General features: G+C 67.9%; 21 protein-coding genes. 16 read left to right on the top strand and 5 right to left on the bottom strand.

Annotated elements, in window-relative coordinates; all coding sequences use genetic code 11:
* Positions 1-58 precede the first annotated feature (58 nt).
* From dusB to ACTIEW_RS07985, 7 genes are all read left to right on the top strand, one after another.
* Positions 59-1,111 carry a tRNA dihydrouridine synthase DusB gene (gene dusB / locus ACTIEW_RS08015; protein WP_439477382.1) on the top strand — a complete coding sequence of 351 codons (1,053 nt, stop codon included), beginning with the start codon at positions 59-61 and terminating at the stop codon, positions 1,109-1,111.
* The gene (locus tag ACTIEW_RS08010) at positions 1,108-3,408 is read left to right on the top strand and encodes an ATP-binding protein (RefSeq protein ID WP_439477381.1); all 2,301 of its coding nucleotides are present in this window, start codon (positions 1,108-1,110) and stop codon (positions 3,406-3,408) included. The genes dusB and ACTIEW_RS08010 overlap by 4 nt, the downstream gene beginning before the upstream one ends.
* Positions 3,409-3,417: 9 nt before the next feature.
* Entirely contained in the window at positions 3,418-4,833 is a 1,416-nt protein-coding gene (ntrX, locus tag ACTIEW_RS08005; RefSeq protein ID WP_439477380.1) for a nitrogen assimilation response regulator NtrX, read from the top strand.
* Complete coding sequence (locus ACTIEW_RS08000) at positions 4,830-5,693, top strand: D-amino-acid transaminase (protein ID WP_439477379.1); 864 nt, start codon at positions 4,830-4,832, stop codon at positions 5,691-5,693. The genes ntrX and ACTIEW_RS08000 overlap by 4 nt, the downstream gene beginning before the upstream one ends.
* 110 nt (positions 5,694-5,803) lie before the next feature.
* On the top strand, positions 5,804-6,049 hold the full coding sequence (hfq, locus tag ACTIEW_RS07995) for an RNA chaperone Hfq (protein ID WP_055830158.1): 246 nt from the start codon (positions 5,804-5,806) through the stop codon (positions 6,047-6,049).
* 190 nt (positions 6,050-6,239) lie between these two features.
* Positions 6,240-7,562, top strand: a complete 1,323-nt coding sequence (hflX, locus tag ACTIEW_RS07990; protein ID WP_439477378.1) for a GTPase HflX — start codon at positions 6,240-6,242, stop codon at positions 7,560-7,562.
* An 84-nt stretch (positions 7,563-7,646) separates the two neighbouring features.
* Positions 7,647-8,648 (top strand): sensor histidine kinase, encoded by a 1,002-nt coding sequence (locus tag ACTIEW_RS07985; RefSeq protein ID WP_439477377.1) that lies wholly within the window; start codon positions 7,647-7,649, stop codon positions 8,646-8,648.
* Positions 8,649-8,714: 66 nt separating this feature from the next.
* Here the strand turns inward: ACTIEW_RS07985 and ACTIEW_RS07980 are convergent, their stop codons facing one another.
* The 3 genes from ACTIEW_RS07980 to ACTIEW_RS07970 form a co-directional block, all read right to left on the bottom strand.
* A complete protein-coding gene (locus tag ACTIEW_RS07980) occupies positions 8,715-9,074 on the bottom strand; it encodes an endonuclease domain-containing protein (protein ID WP_439477376.1) in 360 nt (119 codons plus the stop codon).
* 152 nt (positions 9,075-9,226) lie between these two features.
* Positions 9,227-10,012: a nucleoside triphosphate pyrophosphohydrolase gene (gene mazG, locus ACTIEW_RS07975; protein ID WP_439477375.1), complete on the bottom strand. Its 786-nt coding sequence runs from the start codon at positions 10,010-10,012 to the stop codon at positions 9,227-9,229.
* Complete coding sequence (locus ACTIEW_RS07970; RefSeq protein WP_439477374.1) at positions 10,009-11,388, bottom strand: MFS transporter; 1,380 nt, start codon at positions 11,386-11,388, stop codon at positions 10,009-10,011. Before ACTIEW_RS07970 ends, mazG begins: the two co-directional genes overlap by 4 nt.
* A 218-nt stretch (positions 11,389-11,606) precedes the next feature.
* Between ACTIEW_RS07970 and ACTIEW_RS07965 the strand changes: the two genes are divergently transcribed.
* The 4 genes from ACTIEW_RS07965 (at position 11,607) to ACTIEW_RS07950 (ending at position 13,814) form a co-directional block, all read left to right on the top strand.
* Positions 11,607-12,491 carry a D-alanyl-D-alanine carboxypeptidase family protein gene (locus ACTIEW_RS07965; protein WP_439477373.1) on the top strand — a complete coding sequence of 295 codons (885 nt, stop codon included), beginning with the start codon at positions 11,607-11,609 and terminating at the stop codon, positions 12,489-12,491.
* The gene (locus ACTIEW_RS07960; RefSeq protein WP_439477372.1) at positions 12,488-12,982 is read left to right on the top strand and encodes a hypothetical protein; all 495 of its coding nucleotides are present in this window, start codon (positions 12,488-12,490) and stop codon (positions 12,980-12,982) included. Before ACTIEW_RS07965 ends, ACTIEW_RS07960 begins: the two co-directional genes overlap by 4 nt.
* 95 nt (positions 12,983-13,077) lie before the next feature.
* Complete coding sequence (gene wrbA / locus ACTIEW_RS07955) at positions 13,078-13,680, top strand: NAD(P)H:quinone oxidoreductase (protein ID WP_439477371.1); 603 nt, start codon at positions 13,078-13,080, stop codon at positions 13,678-13,680.
* Complete coding sequence (locus ACTIEW_RS07950) at positions 13,680-13,814, top strand: hypothetical protein (RefSeq protein WP_439477370.1); 135 nt, start codon at positions 13,680-13,682, stop codon at positions 13,812-13,814. Before wrbA ends, ACTIEW_RS07950 begins: the two co-directional genes overlap by 1 nt.
* 1 nt (position 13,815) lies before the next feature.
* On the opposite strand, the gene ACTIEW_RS07945 is transcribed toward ACTIEW_RS07950, so the two are convergent.
* On the bottom strand, positions 13,816-14,061 hold the full coding sequence (locus tag ACTIEW_RS07945; protein ID WP_439477491.1) for a DoxX family protein: 246 nt from the start codon (positions 14,059-14,061) through the stop codon (positions 13,816-13,818).
* A gap of 45 nt (positions 14,062-14,106) precedes the next feature.
* Positions 14,107-15,666, bottom strand: a complete 1,560-nt coding sequence (locus ACTIEW_RS07940; RefSeq protein WP_439477369.1) for an AMP-binding protein — start codon at positions 15,664-15,666, stop codon at positions 14,107-14,109.
* Positions 15,667-15,836: 170 nt separating this feature from the next.
* Here ACTIEW_RS07940 and lipA point away from each other — a divergent pair, with 170 nt between their 5' ends.
* The 5 genes from lipA to ACTIEW_RS07915 are packed head-to-tail and all read left to right on the top strand — an operon-like array spanning position 15,837 to position 19,212.
* On the top strand, positions 15,837-16,799 hold the full coding sequence (lipA, locus tag ACTIEW_RS07935) for a lipoyl synthase (protein WP_439477368.1): 963 nt from the start codon (positions 15,837-15,839) through the stop codon (positions 16,797-16,799).
* Positions 16,796-17,107, top strand: coding sequence for a hypothetical protein (locus tag ACTIEW_RS07930; protein WP_439477367.1), 312 nt, complete (start codon positions 16,796-16,798; stop codon positions 17,105-17,107). The genes lipA and ACTIEW_RS07930 overlap by 4 nt, the downstream gene beginning before the upstream one ends.
* A gap of 2 nt (positions 17,108-17,109) precedes the next feature.
* Positions 17,110-17,580 (top strand): type II toxin-antitoxin system RatA family toxin, encoded by a 471-nt coding sequence (locus tag ACTIEW_RS07925; RefSeq protein WP_439477490.1) that lies wholly within the window; start codon positions 17,110-17,112, stop codon positions 17,578-17,580.
* Positions 17,577-18,689: an NAD(P)/FAD-dependent oxidoreductase gene (locus tag ACTIEW_RS07920; RefSeq protein ID WP_439477366.1), complete on the top strand. Its 1,113-nt coding sequence runs from the start codon at positions 17,577-17,579 to the stop codon at positions 18,687-18,689. Before ACTIEW_RS07925 ends, ACTIEW_RS07920 begins: the two co-directional genes overlap by 4 nt.
* Positions 18,682-19,212: a GNAT family N-acetyltransferase gene (locus ACTIEW_RS07915; protein WP_439477365.1), complete on the top strand. Its 531-nt coding sequence runs from the start codon at positions 18,682-18,684 to the stop codon at positions 19,210-19,212. Before ACTIEW_RS07920 ends, ACTIEW_RS07915 begins: the two co-directional genes overlap by 8 nt.
* Positions 19,213-19,214 lie beyond the last annotated feature (2 nt).

Here is a 19,214-nt window from a genome sequence, read left to right as displayed (position 1 = left end):
CTTCTAATCGCCGCGGTTGCGCTTGACGAGGGGCCCGTCAAGCGGCGCTAAGGAACTGATGAGCGCAGGGATACAGATCGGCGAGATGTGGGTGCCCGGCCGGGTGCTGACCGCGCCCATGACCGGGATCACCGACCTGCCGTTCCGGCGGCTCGCCTCACGGCTGGGCGCGGCCTATGTGGCGACCGAGATGGTGGCCGCCGCCGAGCTGGCGCGCGCGCGGCCCGATGTCGTGCGGCGTGCGGCCGTGGGCGAGGGCCTGCCGCTGACGGTCATCCAGCTGGTCGGACGCGACCCGACCGCCATGGCCGAGGGCGCGCGCATGGCTGAACAGGCCGGCGCGGACATCATCGACCTGAATTTCGGCTGTCCGGCCAAGGAGGTCACGGGCTCGGCCTGCGGCTCGGCCCTGATGCGCACGCCTGATCTGGCCTGCCGGCTGATGCAGGCGGCGGTCGAGGCCACCAGCCGTCCGGTGACGGTCAAGATGCGGCTCGGCTGGGACGATGCGCACCGCAACGCCCCCATGCTGGCCAAACGGGCCGAGGAGATCGGGGTCCGCGCCGTGACGGTGCACGGGCGCACGCGGCAGCAGTTCTACACCGGGGTCGCCGACTGGAACGCCGTGGGCGAGGTCAAGGCGGCGGTGGGCATTCCGGTCATCGTCAACGGCGACATCCTGACCGCCGACGATGCCCGCGAAGCCTTGGGCCAGTCAGGCGCCGACGCCCTGATGCTGGGCCGCGGCGTCTATGGCCGTCCGTGGCTGGCGGCGCATATGGAGCGGGCCCTGGCCGACGGCACCGTGCTGCTGGAGCCGGATCGCGAGGAGCGGCTGGGCATCGTCATTGAACACCTGCGCGCCTCGGTCGCCTTCTACGGCCTGCCGCTGGGGCTGAAGATGTTCCGCAAACACCTCGGCTGGTACATTGAACAGGCCCCCTGGCCCGCCGATCCGCTGGACCGGAGGGCCGCCAAGGGACGGCTATGCCGGCTGGAGACCCCTGAGGGAGTCGAGCGGGCCCTGACAGAGCTCTGGCTGGAAGTGACGCATTCTGGCAACCCAAGTGTTGATATTCCGCCACAGCTGGTGGAGACTGCTGTGGCATGACGGATACGCACGCCGCCGACACAGAGCCTGCTCCGCCCGCCGATCGACGCGGCGCGGTGCGCTGGTTCTCCGGCTGGTCGGAGGATCGCCGTCGCAACACCTTCCTGATCGCCTACGCCGTCGCCTTCCTCGTCACGGCCGCCGCCATCTGGCTGGTGGCCGTGGCGCCGGGAGCCAGCGGCGAGGGCGCACGGGCGACCGCCAGTCAGGCGGTGCTGATCATCCTCGGCGTCAATCTGCTGTTGATCGGCGGACTGGCCTTCGTGGTCGGTCGCCGGGCCCTGATGTTGTTCCGTCGCCGCACCGACGCGGGCGCGCGTTTACACCTGCGCTTCGTGACGCTTTTTTCGATGGTGGCGCTTATCCCGGCGGTGCTCATCGCGCTGGTGTTCGGCGTGCTGGTCAACCGGGGCGTGGACCAGTGGTTCAGCGACAATGTGCAGACCGCCGTCGACAACGGCGCCGATATCGGCCGCGCCTACACGGCGGATGTATCCAGCGAGATTGACGGCGACCTGGCCGTCATCGCCGAGCAGCTGGAAGGCGTAAGGCCGCTGTTCGCCAACCGTATCCAGTTTTCGGACGCCCTGACCCAGGTCGGCGAGCTGTTCGGCTATCCGGCAATCTACATCCTCGGCGAGGACGGAACGGTTTTGGCCAGTGGCGAGGGACCGGACGCGCCCCCGTATCTGGCGCCATCTACTGCGGCGCTGGAAGAGGCCGCGGCGAGGGAGGAGCCCTCTGTACAACAGGTCTCACAGAACCCCGACGCGATCAGGGGGCTGGCTTTCTTTCCCGCCTATGGGGATGCCTACCTTTACGTGGTCCGGCCTCTGAGACCGGGGCTGATCGATCAGTTGGCCTCTGCCGAAGAGTCCATCGTCGCCTATCGGGAGGCCAAGAAGAGTCGCGCGCGTATCCAGGCGGCGTTCGCGCTCAGCTATCTCGAGACAGCGCTCCTCGTGTTGGTCGGCGCCGTCTGGCTGGGCATGTCAGCGGCCAGCGCCATCTCGGCGCCGATCGGCCGTCTGGTCGAGGCGGCGGACCGCGTGGCTTCGGGCGACCTGACCGCCCGGGTCAATGGCGAGGACGGCCCCGGCGAGATCAAGACCCTGTCCGCCGCCTTCAACCGCATGACCAGTGACCTTGAGGCGCAGCAGACGGCTCTGAGGGCCGCCAGCGAAGAGGCCACGGGCCGCAGCCGCTTCATTGAAACGGTGCTGTCGGGCGTCTCGGCGGGCGTCATCGGCCTCGACCGTCAGCGCCGCGTCTCTGTCATCAATGACAGCGCGGTCGAGCTTCTGGCCATCCGCGACCCGGCCATCATTGGCCGTCCGCTGGGCGAGGTCTCGCCAGAACTCAGCGAACTGGCCGCCCGCGCCGAGGCTCATATCGAGGAAGAGATCGACGTCAGCCTCGAGGGCGAGACCCGGCGCCTGCGTGTACGTATCGAGGGCGGCGTCGGCGGCGAGATGGTGCTGACCTTCGACGACATCACCCGGCTGGTCACGGCCCAGCGCAACGCCGCCTGGCGCGACGTGGCCCGGCGCATCGCTCACGAGATCAAGAACCCCCTGACCCCTATCCAGCTGTCGGCTGAACGCTTGCGGCGGCGCTATCGCAGCCAGGTCGGCGACGATGTCGAGGTGTTCGATCGTTGCACCGAGACCATCATCCGTCAGGTCGGCGACATCGGCCGGATGGTCGATGAATTCTCGTCCTTCGCCCGCATGCCCGCACCCCGCTTCACGGCCGTCGATCCCGCCGAACTGCTGCGCGAGGCCGTCTTCGCCCAGCGGGTGGCGGCGGGCGATATCAGCGTCGAACTGGTCGAACCTCTTCCGAGCATCGTCCTGCACGCCGACCGGCCCATGGTCGGCCAGGCCCTGACCAACATCCTCAAGAACGCGGGCGAGGCCGTGGCCGCCCGGCGCGCCATCGCGCCGCGCGACGGCGACGCCGACCGGCCGGGGATTTCGGCGCGGTTGCTGGTCGAGGATGAGGCTGCGATATTCATCATTGAGGATGACGGCATGGGTCTGCCCGCCAAGGACCGCGACCGGCTGACGGAACCCTATGTGACCACGCGCGAGAAGGGCACAGGCCTCGGCCTGGCCATCGTCAAACGCATCTGCGAGGAACACGGCGGCGAGCTGAAACTGGCCGACGCAGAGACCCTGGCCGGCGCGCGCGTCTGCCTGATCTTCCCCCTGAAATCCCAACCGAAACCGACCGGCGCCGCCGGGACCAAGGACGCGAAAGCGTCCCGGTCCCGCACGGTCCCGGCCGCAGAATAGCGAGGCGTCATGCGACCCACGGGAGCCGATATTCTGGTCGTCGACGACGAGGCCGACATCCGCGAGCTGGTCTCCGGCCTGCTTGAGGACGAGGGCCACGGCGTGCGGGTCGCCTCCAACTCCGACGAGGCGCTGGCCGCGATCCGGGCCCGGCGGCCGTCGCTGGCCCTGCTCGATATCTGGATGCAGGGCGGCGGGCTGGACGGTCTGGAGCTGCTGGACGTCATCAAGGAGCTGGACCCCGATCTGCCGGTGGTGATGATCTCGGGCCACGGCAATATCGAAACCGCGGTCACGGCGCTCCAGCGTGGGGCTTATGACTTCATAGAAAAGCCTTTCAAGTCAGATCGGTTGGTGGTCGTTGTTCAGCGAGCGCTTGAAGCGTCGTCGCTGAAGCGCGAGAACAAGCGGCTGCGGGCCCAGGTCGCGGCGCCCAGCGGCTTCATCGGTCGATCCGCCGCCGCCCAGGCCCTGCGCAGCACCATCGCCAAGGTGGCGCCTGCCAACAGCCGCGTCCTGATCTCCGGACCGCCGGGATCGGGCAAGGAATTGGTCGCGCATCAGATCCACGAGGCCAGCGCCCGTTCCAAGGGCGAGTTCGTCGCCATCGCCGCCGCCGGCATGACGCCCGAACGGCTGGACATCGAGCTGTTCGGCGAGGAAGGCCACGACGGCCGCCCGCGCAAGATCGGCGTCTTCGAGCGCGCCCATAACGGCACCCTGTACCTCGACGATGTCGGCGACATGCCGCGCGAGAGCCAGAGCCGGGTCCTGCGGGTGCTGGTCGAACAGCGCTTCCGCCGCGTCGGCGGCGAACAGGACGTGCAGGTCGACATCCGCGTGGTCACCTCGACCTCGCGCGACCTGAAGGTCGAGATCGCCGAGGGCCGGTTCCGCGAGGACCTGTTCCACCGCCTGAACGTCGTGCCGATCCGGGTGCCGGCCCTGTCCGAGCGGCGCGAGGACATCCAGGAGCTGATCGACTATTTCATCGACACCCTGTCGGCTTCGCAGGGCCTGACCAGGCGGCGGCTGGGCGACGACGCCATCGCCGTGCTCCAGGTCCATCCCTGGCCGGGCAATGTCCGTCAGCTGCGCAACAACGTCGAACGGCTGCTGATCCTGGCCACCGGCGACCCCGACGAGCCGATCAGCGCCGACATGCTGCCGCAGGAGGCGACCAACGCCAACTCGACCGGCACCCTGGGCGGCGAGCGCATCATCGCCCTGCCGCTGCGCGAGGCCCGCGAGGTGTTCGAGCGCGAATACCTGGCCGCCCAGATCATGCGCTTCGGCGGCAATATTTCGCGCACGGCGGCCTTCATCGGCATGGAGCGGTCGGCCCTGCACCGGAAACTGAAGTCGCTGGGGGTGTCGCCGTCACGCGGCGGCGAGGATGACATCGAGGAGCCTGTCGAGGCATGAGTCGCGTCGCCTATGTCAACGGCCAGTATCAGCCGCACAGCCAGGCCGTGATCCATGTCGAGGATCGCGGCTTCCAGTTCGCCGACGGCGTCTATGAGGTCTGGTCTGTGTTCGACGGCCGGCTGGCTGATTTCAACGGCCACATGACCCGGCTGCACCGCAGCCTGAACGAGCTGCGCATCGATATCCCGATGACGCGCGAGGCCTTGAGCCGGGTGCTGAATGAGACGGTGCGTCGCAACCGCGTGCGCGAGGGGCTGGTCTATATCCAGGTGACCCGCGGCACGGCCCGCCGCGACCATCCGTTTCCGCCCGAGGGCACGCCGCCAAGCGTGGTGATCACCGCCCGGTCCTTGCCGCTGTCGAAAGGCAATGCGGCGGCGAAGAAGGGCGTCGCGGTCGTCACCCATCCGGACATCCGCTGGGGCCGCTGCGATATCAAGACGGTCGGGCTTCTGCCCAATGTCCTGGCCAAACAGGCCGCCAGGGAACGCGGCGCCGCCGAGGCCTGGATGGTCGACGAAATGGGGCTGGTCACCGAAGGCTCGTCCACCAACGCCTGGATCGTGGACGAGGACGGCAAGCTGCGGACCCGGGATACGCAGGCCAATATCCTGCAGGGCATCACCCGCGCGGCGGTCATGGCTCTCATCGCCGACGAGGGGCTTGAGCTGGAAGAGCGGGCCTTCAGCGTTGACGAGGCCAAGCGCGCGCGCGAGGCCTTCTACACCTCGGCCAGCGGCTTTGTGATGCCGGCGACCTCCATCGACGGGGTGAAGATCGGCAACGGCAAGCCCGGCCCGATCGCGACACGGTTGCGGGAGCTGTACCTCGATCAGGCGATCCGGGACGCGATCTAGGCGTTGCGGCCCCATGCGGGCGGTGGCTAAGGTGAGGGGCCGGACATCCGATCCAGCCCCGCGCCGCCTCCTTCCGGCCGGAGAACAAGCAAGAACAGGCTGAACCTGCCATGTCGCAAGACAAGTCCAAGAACCTTCAGGACACCTTCCTCAACAGCGTCCGCAAGACCAAGACGCCGCTGACCATCTTCCTGGTCAACGGGGTCAAGCTGCAGGGCATCGTGACCTGGTTCGACAACTTCTGTGTGCTGCTGCGCCGTGATGGCCAGTCGCAGCTGGTCTACAAGCACGCCATCTCGACCATCATGCCGTCCGCGCCCGTGCAGCTGTACGAGCCGGAAGCGGATGAGGACTGATCCATCGATCTTTCCGTCATCCTCGGGCTTGTCCCGAGGACCCATCGTTCCGATTTCCGGACTGTTGAACGTCGTGCCGATGTCGGTGCGAACGACCATTGCCTGCGCCAGGGTCGCCATGGGTCCTCGGGACAAGCCCGAGGATGACGGCGGCTGGGGTGTGGGCGCGTAGAAAGCAGCACCACAAACCTTGACGACCAAACATATCGACCACGCCGTCCCGCTGATCCGGGCCGTCGTCATCCACCCTGAGCGATCCGATTCCGGCGCCAGCGAGAGCTCGCGCCAGTCCATCGAGCGTCTGGAAGAGGCTGTCGGCCTGGCCCGGGCGCTGGACCTCGACGTGCGGGGCGAAGAGATTGTCCGCATACGGAAAGTTACGCCCGCCACCCTGTTCGGCTCGGGCAAGGTCGAGGAGCTGGCCGCGCTGGTGCGCGCCGCCGAGGCTGAAGCGGTGGTGGTCGACGACGACCTGTCGCCGGTGCAGCAGCGCAATCTGGAGAAGGCCTGGGACTGCAAGGTCATCGACCGCACCGGCCTGATCCTCGAGATCTTCGGCCGCCGCGCCCGGACCAAGGAGGGCCGGCTGCAGGTCGAACTGGCGCGGCTCGACTATGAGAAGTCGCGGCTGGTGCGGACCTGGACCCACCTGGAGCGGCAACGCGGCGGCACCGGCTCGACCGGCGGCCCCGGCGAGACCCAGATCGAACTCGACCGCCGCCTGATCGCCGACCGGATCGTCAAGCTGAAGGTCGAGCTGGACGAGGTGCGCCGCACGCGCGGCCTGCACCGCAAACAGCGCCAGAAGGTCCCGTTCCCGACCATCGCCCTGGTCGGCTACACCAACGCCGGCAAGTCCACGCTGTTCAACCGGCTGACCGGCTCGGACGTGGTGGCCAAGGACCTGCTGTTCGCCACCCTCGACACCACCCAGCGCACCATCCGCCTGCCGCAGGGTAGGCCGGCCATTGTCGCCGACACCGTCGGCTTCATCTCCGACCTGCCGCACGAACTGGTCGAGAGCTTCCGGGCGACGCTGGAGGAGGTGGGCGAGGCTGACCTGATCCTGCACGTCCGCGACATCGCCTCGGCCGATTCTGAGGCCCAGTCGAAAGACGTCGAGGCGGTGCTGAAACAGATCCCGACGCCGGAGGGCAAGACCCGTCGCGTGCTGGAGGTCTGGAACAAGACCGACCTGTTGGCCGAGGACGTGCGCGAGGCCGTCTTGGGTCAGGCCGAACGCCTGTCCCGCGACGGCAAGGCGGTCGCGGTCTCGGCCTGGACCGGGCAGGGGATCGAACCCCTGCGCGAGACCATCGCCGGCCTCATCGACGACGACCCGGAGACGGCGCTGGTGCTGGCCCCGTCACAGGGCGAGGCTCTGGCCTGGCTGTACGAAAATGGGCGCGTCACCGGCCGGGAGACGGACGATCAGGGCCGGACGCATCTGACAGTGCGCCTGCACCCGGCGGCGCTGGGACGGTTCGAACGCCAGTTTTCCGCAGCCGGTTGAACGTCGATCCACGTCATGTGTTAGGACAATGGACTCAGGGATCGCCACGCGGCTTCTCGGGTGCGACAGGTGTGGGCGCGATTGATGTCGAAGGCGAAAGTTGGGAGTCCCACCTGGGACGCCGGCAACCTGCAACGGGGTCTTGAGGCCGCTGGCGTCGCGCTGTGGTCCTGGAATGTCGACGACGACACCTTCGCCATGGACGATGCGGCGTTCGGCCTGTGGGGCATGCCCGTTCTGCCCAGCGTCACCTTTGAGGATCTCTCGTGCCACATCCACCCGGCGGACCGGGACCGGGTGCGGGCCGCCTTCGCCGCCACCCGCGCGGTTGTGGGCCCCTATGAGATCGACTTCCGCATCCTGGTGAAAGGCGATGTCCGCTGGATATCCGCGCGGGGTCAGGGCGACGACCTGGGCATGGTCAGTCGCAAGATGTTCGGCATCTTCATCGATGTGACCGGTCGCAAACAGGCCGAGGAAGGCCACGAACTGCTTGCGGGCGAGATGAGCCACCGGGTCAAGAACCTCCTGGCCATCGCCTCGGGCCTGACCGCTATCACTTCCCGGTCCGTGGGGACGCCCGGCGACATGGCCCGCGAACTGACGCAGCGCCTGACGGCCTTGGGCCGCGCGCACGATCTCGTTCGTCCGCTGCCCGGCGAGGAAGGCAAGGCGGCGCTGCTGGGCGACCTCCTGTCCGTTCTGCTCGCGCCCTATGACGACCTCGGCGCCTTCAGCGGCCGCATCCGGGTGTCGGTGCCGCGCATGGGCGTGGGCGAACAGGCGGCCAACGCCCTGGCCCTGATTGTCCATGAACTGGCGACCAATTCGCTCAAATACGGCGCCCTCTCGGCCGAAACCGGGACCCTCGACGTGTCCTGTTCGGCGCACGACACCGAGCTTGTGATCGCCTGGACGGAACAGGGCGGGCCACCGGTGCACCCACCCGAGGGACCAGGCGGCTACGGCAGCCAGATGGTGGCCCGCGCCATGGCCCGCCAGCTGGACGGCGCCATCGAGCGGGACTGGGCGGAGCAGGGGCTGGTGGTCCGGTTGCGGATCAACAAGGAAAAGATCGCGCAGTAGCGTTGTCTCCTCCCGGTTCGCGCAGCGAATGGGGAGGGGGACCATGCGAAGCATGGTGGAGGGGTATCAGCCGCCGCGCCGTTCGCCCGCCGTTCGCGCGATGAAATCGAGCACGTCGTCGAGATGCACCCTCACGCTCTCCGCTGCCAGCCGGACCACCCGGATGTTTTGTTCCCGCAGCCAGGCGGTCCGTCGTCGATTATGCGCGATCCGGTCTGGATGATCATGGCATTGTCCATCGACTTCGACGGCCAGTCTCGCTTCGGCGCAGTAGAAGTCCAGAATGTAAGGACCGATCGGATGCTGCCGCCGGAATTTCAGACCGCGAAGCTGGCGCCTTCGTAGCCGGACCCATAGCCGCGCCTCCGGTGGTGACAGGCGTCGGCGCAGCGCGCGGGCTCTTTCGACTGTCAGCAGTGCTGGCATCACCCCTCCACCATGCTTCGCATGGTCCCCCTCCCCATGGCTTCGCCACGGGGAGGAGACGGAGGCACGCTACCAGCAGACCTTCAGGTAGTGAATAAGATACAATCTTAAAGAGAAATCCGATATCTCTCCTATCCGGAGGGAAGGAACGCCTAGGCCCGCTCCGCCGCCTTCGCCGCGTCCCACAGCCCGTCCATTTCCGCCAGATCGCTCTGCTCCGGCCGCCGCCCGTCCTTCGCCAGTTCCGCCTCGATAAACCCGAACCGCCGGACGAATTTGGCGTTCGCCCCGCGCAGGGCGTCCTCGGGTTCGACCCCCAGTTTCCGCGCCAGATTGGCGACCACGAACAGCAGGTCGCCGACCTCGTCGCGGGCCTTGTCGAGGTCCCCGGCGGCGATCTCGACGCGGAGTTCCGCGACCTCCTCATGCAGCTTGTCGAACACCTCGTCGGTCGAGGGCCAGTCGAAGCCCACGCGGGCCGCCCGTTTCGTCAGCTTGGCGGCGCGGGCGAGGGCGGGCAGGCCGACGGGCACGTCATCGAGCACGCCGTGCTGGGCCCTGGCCACGCGTTCGGCGGCCTTGATGTCTTCCCAGCGCGCCTTCTGCGCCACGCCGTCGGGCCTGGCGGCTTCGTCGCCAAAGACGTGCGGATGCCGCCGCTCCAGCTTGTCGGCGATGGCGTTCGCCACGTCGTCGAAGGCGAACAGCCCCTGTTCCTCGGCCATGCGGGCGTGAAAGACGGTCTGGAACAGCAGGTCGCCGAGCTCCGACTTCAGCTCGTCCATGTCGCCGCGCTCGATGGCGTCGGCGACCTCATAGGCCTCCTCCAGCGTATAGGGGGCGATGGTGGCGAAGGTCTGCTCCACGTCCCACGGACAGCCGCCGACCGGGTCGCGCAACCGGGCCATAATGCCGATCAGGCGGTCGATGGGCCTCATGCGGCTTCCGTCGCCGCGCCGTCGCGTTCTTCCAGCGCCCTGCGGATCTCGTCATGCCGCGCGGGCGTCAGCGGATAGCCCTTGAGCACCAGGGCCGCGGCGGCCAGCAGCACGCCGGGCACGAGGATGAAGAGGATCTGCAGCGTCAGGAGGGAGTTCTCGCTGTTGCCCTCAATCCCCGGAATGGCGCGGAAGCCGACCCATTGCAGGATCAGATAGGGGATCAGGGCCACGACGTGGCCGATCTTGGTCGTGGCCGAGAGGATGGAGAACATCAGGCCGGTGCGGTCCACGCCCGTGTCCAGCCGGATCTCGTCGCCGGCGTCGGCCATCATGGCCCGCAGGAGGAACAGGCCGGCGGCATAAGGCAGGCCGGCGATGAACATGGCCGCCGCCGTCAGGGCGAAATTGCCGCCGGGAACCAGCGTCGCGCCGATATAGAAGACGGCGAAGATCAGGCTGGCCGTGGCCAGCGCCTTGTCCTTGCCGATCTTGGTCGCCAGCCAGGCCCAGAACGGCGCCCCGACGAGTCCCGCCATGAAATAGAACAGCATGAACAGCGACGCTTCGGTGTGGTCGTAGCCCTTGATCTGGCCGAAGAAGAAGAACAGCAGCGAGCCGGTGATGCCCGGCGCCACGCCCAGCAGCAGGTCGGCGAACAGCAGCTTGCGCACCGTCTTCTTGCCGAACAGGCCGAGGTAGGCCTTGGGTCCGCCGCGCGGGGCCGCGCCGGCGTTGACCGGTTCGGGCACCACGAACATGGCCAGGCCGATGGTGACGGGCAGGGCGATCATGATGGCCCAGCCCATGATGCGTACGCCGGCGGCGTAGTCGCCGAGGCCGGTCTTCACCACCACGGTCGGCAGGACGAGGATCAGGATCACCCCGATGATGTTGAACACCTGCCACCAGCCATAGACCCGGCTGCGCTGGTCGTACTGCGGCGCCAGGACCGAGGCCCAGCCCAACTGGCCCAGGGTCCCGATCGAGAAGCCGAGGTAGAGGACCAGCAGCCAGCCGAAGAGATAGGCGGCGCCTGCCCCCGGCTGAACCAGCACGAACATCATCAGGGCGGACAGCATCAGGATCGGCGTCGAGATCGCCATCCACGGCCGGTAGCGACCCCACCGGGTCCTGGTCTTGTCCATACCCCAGCCGATGAAGGGGTCGAAGACGATGTCGATCAGCCGGACGGCCATGAAGACGGCGGCGACCACCCCCAGCTCCAGCCCCACATAGGTGGCGTAGAACTCCGGCAGGGTCACCGGCAGGGCGACGCCGAAGGCCGCCAGCGGCAGGCAGGGACCGGAGAAGGCGGCGAGGATGGCGTTGGAACGGCGGGGCGTCGTGAGCGCGGTCGATGCGGCGTCGGTCATGGGTGCGTCCGGCGGTCTGGCCCTGAGTCGGCCGTGGCTTCACCATGCCAGTTTTCCGGTCGTCGGACATGGTCAGGGCGGGATGTCTTCGCTGTCCCGGATATCGACCTTGTCGTCCCCCCGATGTCGAGGATGTATCGCCTGGATTGTCGAGGGTCTATTTCGCCTCCCGCGCGGACGCCCTTGCTCTCCGCCGTTGCGTCAGGCTTGCTCCGGGGATGGCGATCCGAACGGCCCTGCTGAGTCTCACCCTGCTGGCCGTCGCCGTGCTGGCCGCCCCGGACCGGGCGTCGGCGCAGGCCGAGTTCTGCGACCGCCAGATCGAGGACTGGGGCGGCCCCGCCCTGGCCAACGGCATCTCGCTCCACTCGCTGGAATGGGCGCCGTTCGGGTCGGCCGAATGGGGCTGGGAGACCTATGTCCCGCTGATGCAGCAGGAGCTGGGCACGGGGTGCGCCGCCAATTCCCCGGTGTTCGCCCGCCGCCTGGCCGACTTCCAGACCGCGCATCAGCTACCCTCGACCGGCATCTTCGACCCACCGACCTTCCAGACATTTCGCGGCCTTTGGCAGGAGCGGCGGCCCTTCATCATGGCCCGGGTCCGCGACGAGCCGTGTCCGGATCCGCCGCCCCTGTACCAGCTCGGCTATCTGGTGGCCGAGGAGGAGCACGCCGACCGCCTGACCCGCCTGCTGCGCCGTGATGTGCTGGACGCCTATCGCCGGCTGGTGGCCGCCGCCCGGGCCGAGGTGCCCGAGATCGCCAATGATCCGGAGCTGCTGCAGATATTCTCCGGCTTCCGCGACCCCGAGGCCGATGCGGCGCGGTGTGCAGCGTCGGGCAATTGCGACGGCGTCCGGCGCGCCGTCTGTTCGCCCCACCGCACCGGAACGGCGGTCGACCTCTATGTCGGCCAGGTCGTCGGCCTCGGCGTCGACAACACCTCGCCCCCCAGCCGCCTGCATATGAGCCGCGGAGCCACCTATCGCTGGCTGGTCAGGAACGCCAGGCGGTTCGGCTTCGTCCCCTACGCCTTCGAGCCCTGGCACTGGGAGTGGGACAGTCCGGCGAGCGGCTACGCCGGGCCCCCGCCGCCCGGGTGATCCGGCCCCTGACCGGGGGCGAGCGGGCGTTGGCGACCGAGGCGTTCGGTGATGCGCTGGGTCTGGACACCGTGCGTTTCCTGCTCGCCCCGTGGCCGTTCAAGCGCGCCTTTGTGCCTGGCCGCTGGTTCGGGCGCGACTGGATCGTCTGGCCCCGCCGCGCGCTGCCCGCTGACCTGACGGGCGCGCCGTTGCGGCTTCAGGCCATGCTGGTCCACGAACTGACCCACGTATGGCAGGCTCAGCAGGGGGTCAATCTGCTGACCGGCAAGCTGCGCGCCGGCGACCGGCGCTCGTCCTATGAATACCCCATCGGCATGGACTGCGACTGGGGCGGGCTCAATATCGAACAGCAGGCCATGGTGGTCGAGCACCGCTTCCGCCTGTCGCGAGGACAGCGGACGCCGGCGGATGCCGCCTTCTACGACCGGGTCTGCCCGGTCGGACGGCGCACGATAGACAGCAGCCCCGGAACCACGCCAGCCGCATAGCGCTATCGAGGGGGCCCTTGCATCGGGTCGCTGCATCACCAAATCAAGAACCGATACTGTTGCGAAAGCGACAGCCCGCCTCCAAAGGAGTCTCCATGCCCCGCATCCTCGTCCTCTATCATTCGACCTACGGACACGTCGAAGCCATGGCCGAAGCGATCGCCGAGGGCGCGCGGTCGGTCGAGGGCGCGGTGGTCGACATCCGGCGTGTGCCGGAACTGGTGCCGGAGGAGCTGGCGAAGCAGAGCGGCTACAAACTGGATCAGGCCGCCCCGATCGCGAAGATCGACGAGTTGGGCGATTATGACGCCGTCATCGTCGGCGCCGGCACCCGCTACGGCACGGCCGCCTCGCAGATGCGCAACTTCCTCGACCAGACCGGCGGCCTGTGGATGAAGGGCGGCCTGGTCGGCAAGGTCGGCTCGGCCTTTACCTCGACCGCGACCCAGCACGGCGGCCAGGAGACAACCCTGATCGGCCTGATCCAGACCCTGCTCCACCACGGCATGATCATCGCCGGCCTGCCCTACGCCTGGGCCGGCCAGCAGCGGATGGACGAGATCACCGGCGGCTCGCCCTATGGCGCCACCACCATCACCGGGGGCGACGGCTCGCGCATGCCCAGCGAGAACGAGTTGGAGGGCGCCCGTTGGCAGGGTCGCTATGTGGCGGAGACAGCGGGGAAGCTGGCCGCGTAATGCGCCAGCCAGCCCTCTTCTTCGGTCACGGTTCGCCGATGAGCACCCTCGGCGGGCCGGGCGACGAGGTGAGCTTCTTCAACGACGTCGTCGAGGGCGGTTCGATCTCGATGACGGGCGTGCGGATCGGCTAGATCAGGCCTTCCGGCGTATCGCGGCATCGACGCTCCACGGCCGCGGGCCGGCAGCCGTCAGGAACAGGAAGACGAAGCAGTAGAGGGCGATCAGCTCGCCGCCGTTGAGCATGGGGAACAGGTTCTGGGTTCCATGGATCACCCAGTAATCCACGGCGCAGAAGCCGGCGGCGACGAAGGCGGCCGGGCGTGAGAACAGGCCGAGCACCAGCAGCAGGCCAAGAACCAGCTCCAGCGGGCCGAACAGACCCGCGATACTGAAACAGCTTCTATTTCAGTTCAACGGCGAAGTTCAGGCCGCCTTCTCCAGCTCCGCCATCTGCTGGATGCGGACATAGTCCGTCTTGCCGGTGCCCAGCACGGGCACCTCGGCCACGCGCATGATCTTCTTGGGCACGGCCAGTTCGGGCGCGCCGTGGCTGCGGGCCCACTCGGCCAGACGGGCGACGTCGGCGTCCCGGCGATCAGTGACGAGCACCAGCTTCTCACCCTTGCGGGCGTCCGGAATGGAAACGACGGCGTGCCGGGCGTCGGGCCAGACCGCGCTGGCCAGACCCTCGACCGCGGTCAGGGACACCATCTCACCGCCGATCTTGGCGAACCGCTTGATCCGGCCGAGGATCGAGACATAGCCGTCCTTGTCGATATCGACGATATCCCCCGTGTCATGCCAGCCCCCCGCCAGCGGCTCGACGCTTTCGGGATCGTCGGCAGACAGATAGCCCTTCATGACGTTGGGCCCGCGCAGGAACAGCCGCCCGCCGTCCGGGATGCCGTCGACCGGGTCGATGCGCCATTCCATGCCGGGCATCATCTGGCCGACGGTGCCGGGCCGGTTGCGGTCGGGATGGTTCACCGCCACCACGGGCGCCGCTTCGGTCGCCCCATAGCCCTCCAGCAGCTTCAGACCGTGGAAGCGGGTGTTAAACAGGTGGTGGGTCTCGGGACGCACCTTCTCCGCTCCGGCCACGACGAACTGCAGGGTGGCGAAATCGTCGGGCGCGGCGACGCGGGCGTACTGGTTCAGAAAGGTGTCGGTGGCGAACAGGATCGAGGCCTTCACGTCCGGCAGCAGTTCGACGATCTGCTTGGCGTGCAGCGGCGACGGATACTGGAACGCCTTCATCCCGTGCAGGATGGGCAGCAGCACCCCGCCCGTCAGGCCGAAGCAGTGGAAGGTCGGCAGGGGATTGAACATCACCCATTCGGGCTTGAGGTCGATGTGCTGCGCGACCTGACGGCAGTTGGCGACCAGGTTCCACTGGCTCAGCACCACGCCCTTGGGCGCGCCGAAACTGCCCGAGGTGAACAGCACCACGCCCGGCGATGACGGGTCGGTCTTCACCCGGAACTGTTTCGGCATCATGCCGGCCATCAGGCCGTACAACTTGTCCGGCAGGCCGATGGTCTTGCGTACGTCGTCCAGCCAGACGATCTCGGCGACCGTGGCCAGATCGTCGAGCAGGTCTTCGAGCTTGGCCTGGTTCACGAACCGTTTGGCGCAGAGGATCTTCTTCACCCCGGCGGCCTTGATCGCCGCCTTGATGTTGGCCTGGCCCGAGGTGAAGTTGAGCATCACCGGCACCCGGCCGTGGGCGTGCAGCCCGTAGTAGGTGACGACGACGCCTGCGCTGGACGGCAGCAGTATGCCGACCCGTTCCGCCGGCTCGGTCATCGCCGCGATCTTGCGCCCCAGTACGAAGGCGGCCCTGATCAGGCCAGTGTAGGTCAACGGCTTGCGGTCGAGATCCTCGAGGATTTCCTTGTCGCCGAACCTGTCGCGAGCCGCGATCAGGCCGTCGAAAATGGTCTGTTCGCCGTCCTTGGCATCCAGGGGTACGCGCAAGTCCATCCTCCGTGCGGATGCGGTTGTCCCGCACCCTTGTGTCTTCGATGATCAGACTAGGGCGGCCAAGCGGCATTGAAAAGGTGCGTTGCCTGGCGTGAGGTTCCGGCCCGCCTTGCCTTCGCCCCGAGGAAGGACGACATAGCGGTCTCGCACAGCCCGGAGCCCGCGACGCCTTGGTCACGCTGATCGACACCCTGACGAAGACGCCGGCCGAACTGCGTCACCCGGAGAAGCAGAACCGTCCCGAAACGGCGGTGCTGAAGAAGCCCGAATGGCTGCGCGTCAAGGCGCCCGGCTCGGGCCAGTACAATGCGACCCGGGCCATCGTGAAGGACAAGGGCCTTGTCACCGTCTGCGAGGAGGCGGCCTGCCCGAACATCGGCGAGTGCTGGAGCCAGAAGCACGCCACCCTGATGATCATGGGCGACACCTGCACGCGGGCCTGCGCCTTCTGCAACGTCAAGACGGGCCTGCCCCAGCCGCTGGACCCGGAGGAGCCTGGCAAGGTCGGTCTGGCCGTCCGCGAGATGGGCCTGAACCATGTGGTCATCACCAGTGTGGACCGTGACGATGTCTCCGACGGCGGCGCCGCCCACTTCGCCGAAGTGGTGCGGCAGATCCGCGTGCAGGCGCCGAACACCACCATCGAAATCCTGACGCCCGACTTTCTGCGCAAGGACGGGGCGGCCGAGGTGATGATTGACGCCACGCCCGACGTCTTCAACCACAACCTCGAGACCGTGCCGCGGCTGTATCTGAAGATCCGGCCCGGGGCCCGCTACTTCCACAGCCTGCGCCTGCTTCAGATGGTCAAGGAGCGCGACCCCAACCAGTTCACCAAGTCCGGCATCATGGTCGGCCTGGGCGAGACCCGCGAAGAGGTCATGCAGGTGATGGACGACATGCGCTCGGCCGGCGTCGACTTCATCACCATCGGCCAGTACCTGCAGCCGACCCGTAAACACGCCGCCATCGACCGCTTCGTCACGCCCGACGAATTCAAGGCCTATGAGGCCATCGCCCGCGCCAAGGGCTTCCTCATGGTGTCGTCCTCGCCCCTGACCCGCAGTTCGCACCACGCCGGCGACGACTTCGCCCGGCTGAGGGCGGCGCGTCTGGCGCAGACGGGGCGGTGAGCTCAGGTCCTTCCAAGCCCGAACCGACAGTCGGTTCGGTTCGCGCCACGTCCGTGTTCATGATCCTCGGTCTGGCCGCCGCGGTGATCAACGCCGGGCTGGTCATCTGGCTATCAGCCAATGTCGGCGGCTTCTATCTGACGAACACCGGCAAACTGTATCTGGTCATCATCGCGGGGGCGGCCGTTCTGGCGCTGGCGGCGAGTCTGGTCGGCTGGAGGCGGGCAGGCGCGGTCCTGGCCATGCTCCAGTTCGCACCTCTGATCTGGTGTGTTGGCGTGATCGTCTCCCTGATGGCGAGGATCTGACCCTGGCCGTCCACCGCGTCACAAAAATCCTGCCCTACACCCCGACCCAGTTGGCCGAGTTGGTCGCCGACGTGCGGGCCTATCCCGAGTTCGTGCCCTGGGTGACGGCCATGCGGACCTGGAGCCCGCGCGAGGAGGCGCCCGGAGTCAGCCTGATCGACGCTGAGGCCGCCGTCGGCTTCTCCTTTCTCAAGGAGCGATTCTCGACCTGGGTCCGGCATGACCGCAATCGTCCCATGGTCGAGGTCGGCCTGATCCGCGGACCGTTCAGACACCTGAAGAACCGCTGGGAATTCTTCCCTGACCCTGCCGGGGCCCGGGTCGAGTTCATGATCGACTTCGCCTTCAAGTCGCGGATTCTCGACGCCATGCTGCACGCCAATTTCGACCGCGCCGTCAGCAAGCTGATGATCTGTTTCGAGGCGCGGGCGGGCCATCTCTACGGACCCCAATCGCCTCAGGGGGGCACGTGAGTTTCGACTTCGACGCGACGGTGGTGGGCGCCGGCGCGGTCGGCCTCGCCTGCGGCCGGGCGCTGGCGAAGCGGGGCCTGTCCGTGCTGGTGCTCGAGAAGGAGCCCCACATCGGCCAGGGCGTGTCGTCGCGCAATTCCGAGGTCATCCACGGCGGCCTCTACTATCCGACCGATTCGCTGAAGGCGCGCTTCTGCGTCGAGGGGCGGCGGGCGCTCTACGCCTTCCTCGACAGCCACAAGGTCGACCACCGCAAATGCGGCAAGCTGGTCGTGGCCACGGATGAGGCCGAGGTCGAGCGGATCGAGGCCATCTTCGTCCAGGCGACCGCCAACGGCGTCGAGGGGCTCGAACACCTGACCGGCGCCCAGGCCCGCGCGCTGGAGCCGGGCCTCAACGCCCACGCCGCCATCCTGTCGCCCGGGAGCGGGGTGTTCGACAGCCACGGCTATATGCTGGCCCTCGAGGGCGAGATTGGTGAGGCCGGCGGTTCGGTCGTCGTTTCGACGCCATTCGAGCGGGCGACGCCACTGCCGGGCGGTGGGTTCACCGTTGCCGCCGGAGGGGAGGGCGGCGCCACCCTGACCACCCGTCTGCTGGTCACGGCGCCGGGGCTGGCGTCCCAGGCCGTGGCGGCCCGGATCGAGGGCTATCCCGCCGACCGCATCCCGCCGGGCCATTTCGGCAAGGGGGTCTATTTCCGCCTGACCGGCAGGGCGCCGTTCGAGCGGCTGATCTATCCGCCCCCGATCCCCGGCGCGCTCGGCACCCACTACCGCAAGGACCTGGGCGGACAGGCCGTGTTCGGGCCCGATCTCGTCTATGTCGAGACCGAGGACTATTCGGTCGACGCCGCCAAGGCCGCCGAGTTCGAGGGCTATGTCCGCCGCTTCTGGCCCGGCCTGCCCGACGGCGCCCTGACCCCCGACTACGCCGGCATTCGGCCCAAGCTGCACGGGCCGGGCGAGCCGCAGCCGGATTTCCGGCTGGATGGCCGCGACGTCCACGGCCTCGACGGTCTGGTCGCCCTGTTCGGCATCGAAAGCCCCGGCCTGACCAGCTCCCTTGCGATCGGCGAGGCGGTCGGCGAAATGCTGGCCCATGACTGAGATCACCATCCGCGACGCCGTGACGGCCGACATTCCGGCCCTGCACGGCCTGATCGAGAGCGCCTATCGCGGCGAGGCCTCGCGGGCGGGCTGGACGACCGAGGCCGATCTGCTGGACGGTCAGCGCACCGATCCCGACGACCTGGCCGACATCCTCGCCGACCCGAAGCAGGCCTTGCTGACCGCATGGCGCGACGAGGAACTGGTGGGTTGCGTCCTGATCGCCGACCGGGGCGAGGGGACCGGCTATTTCGGCATGCTGTCGATCCGCCCGACGCTGCAGGGCGGCGGTCTGGGCCGCCGGCTGGTCGAGGCGGCGCATGCAGCCCTGGCCGATCGTTTCGGCGCCCGCCGCGTGCGCATCTCGGTCTTCCCGCAGCGGGAGACCCTGATCGCCTGGTACGAGCGGCTCGGCTATCGCCCGACGGGGGCCACCTTGCCCTTCCCCTATGGCGACCCGCGCTTCGGCCTGCCCAAACGGGACGACCTGTATTTCATCGTCATGGAACACGAACTGGCCTGACC

Origin of the sequence: Brevundimonas sp., from assembly GCF_051860745.1 — a bacterium.
Lineage (GTDB): Bacteria > Pseudomonadota > Alphaproteobacteria > Caulobacterales > Caulobacteraceae > Brevundimonas.
The sequence above is the reverse complement of the archived record's forward strand: the minus strand, read 5'-3'. Positions and strand labels throughout refer to the sequence as shown.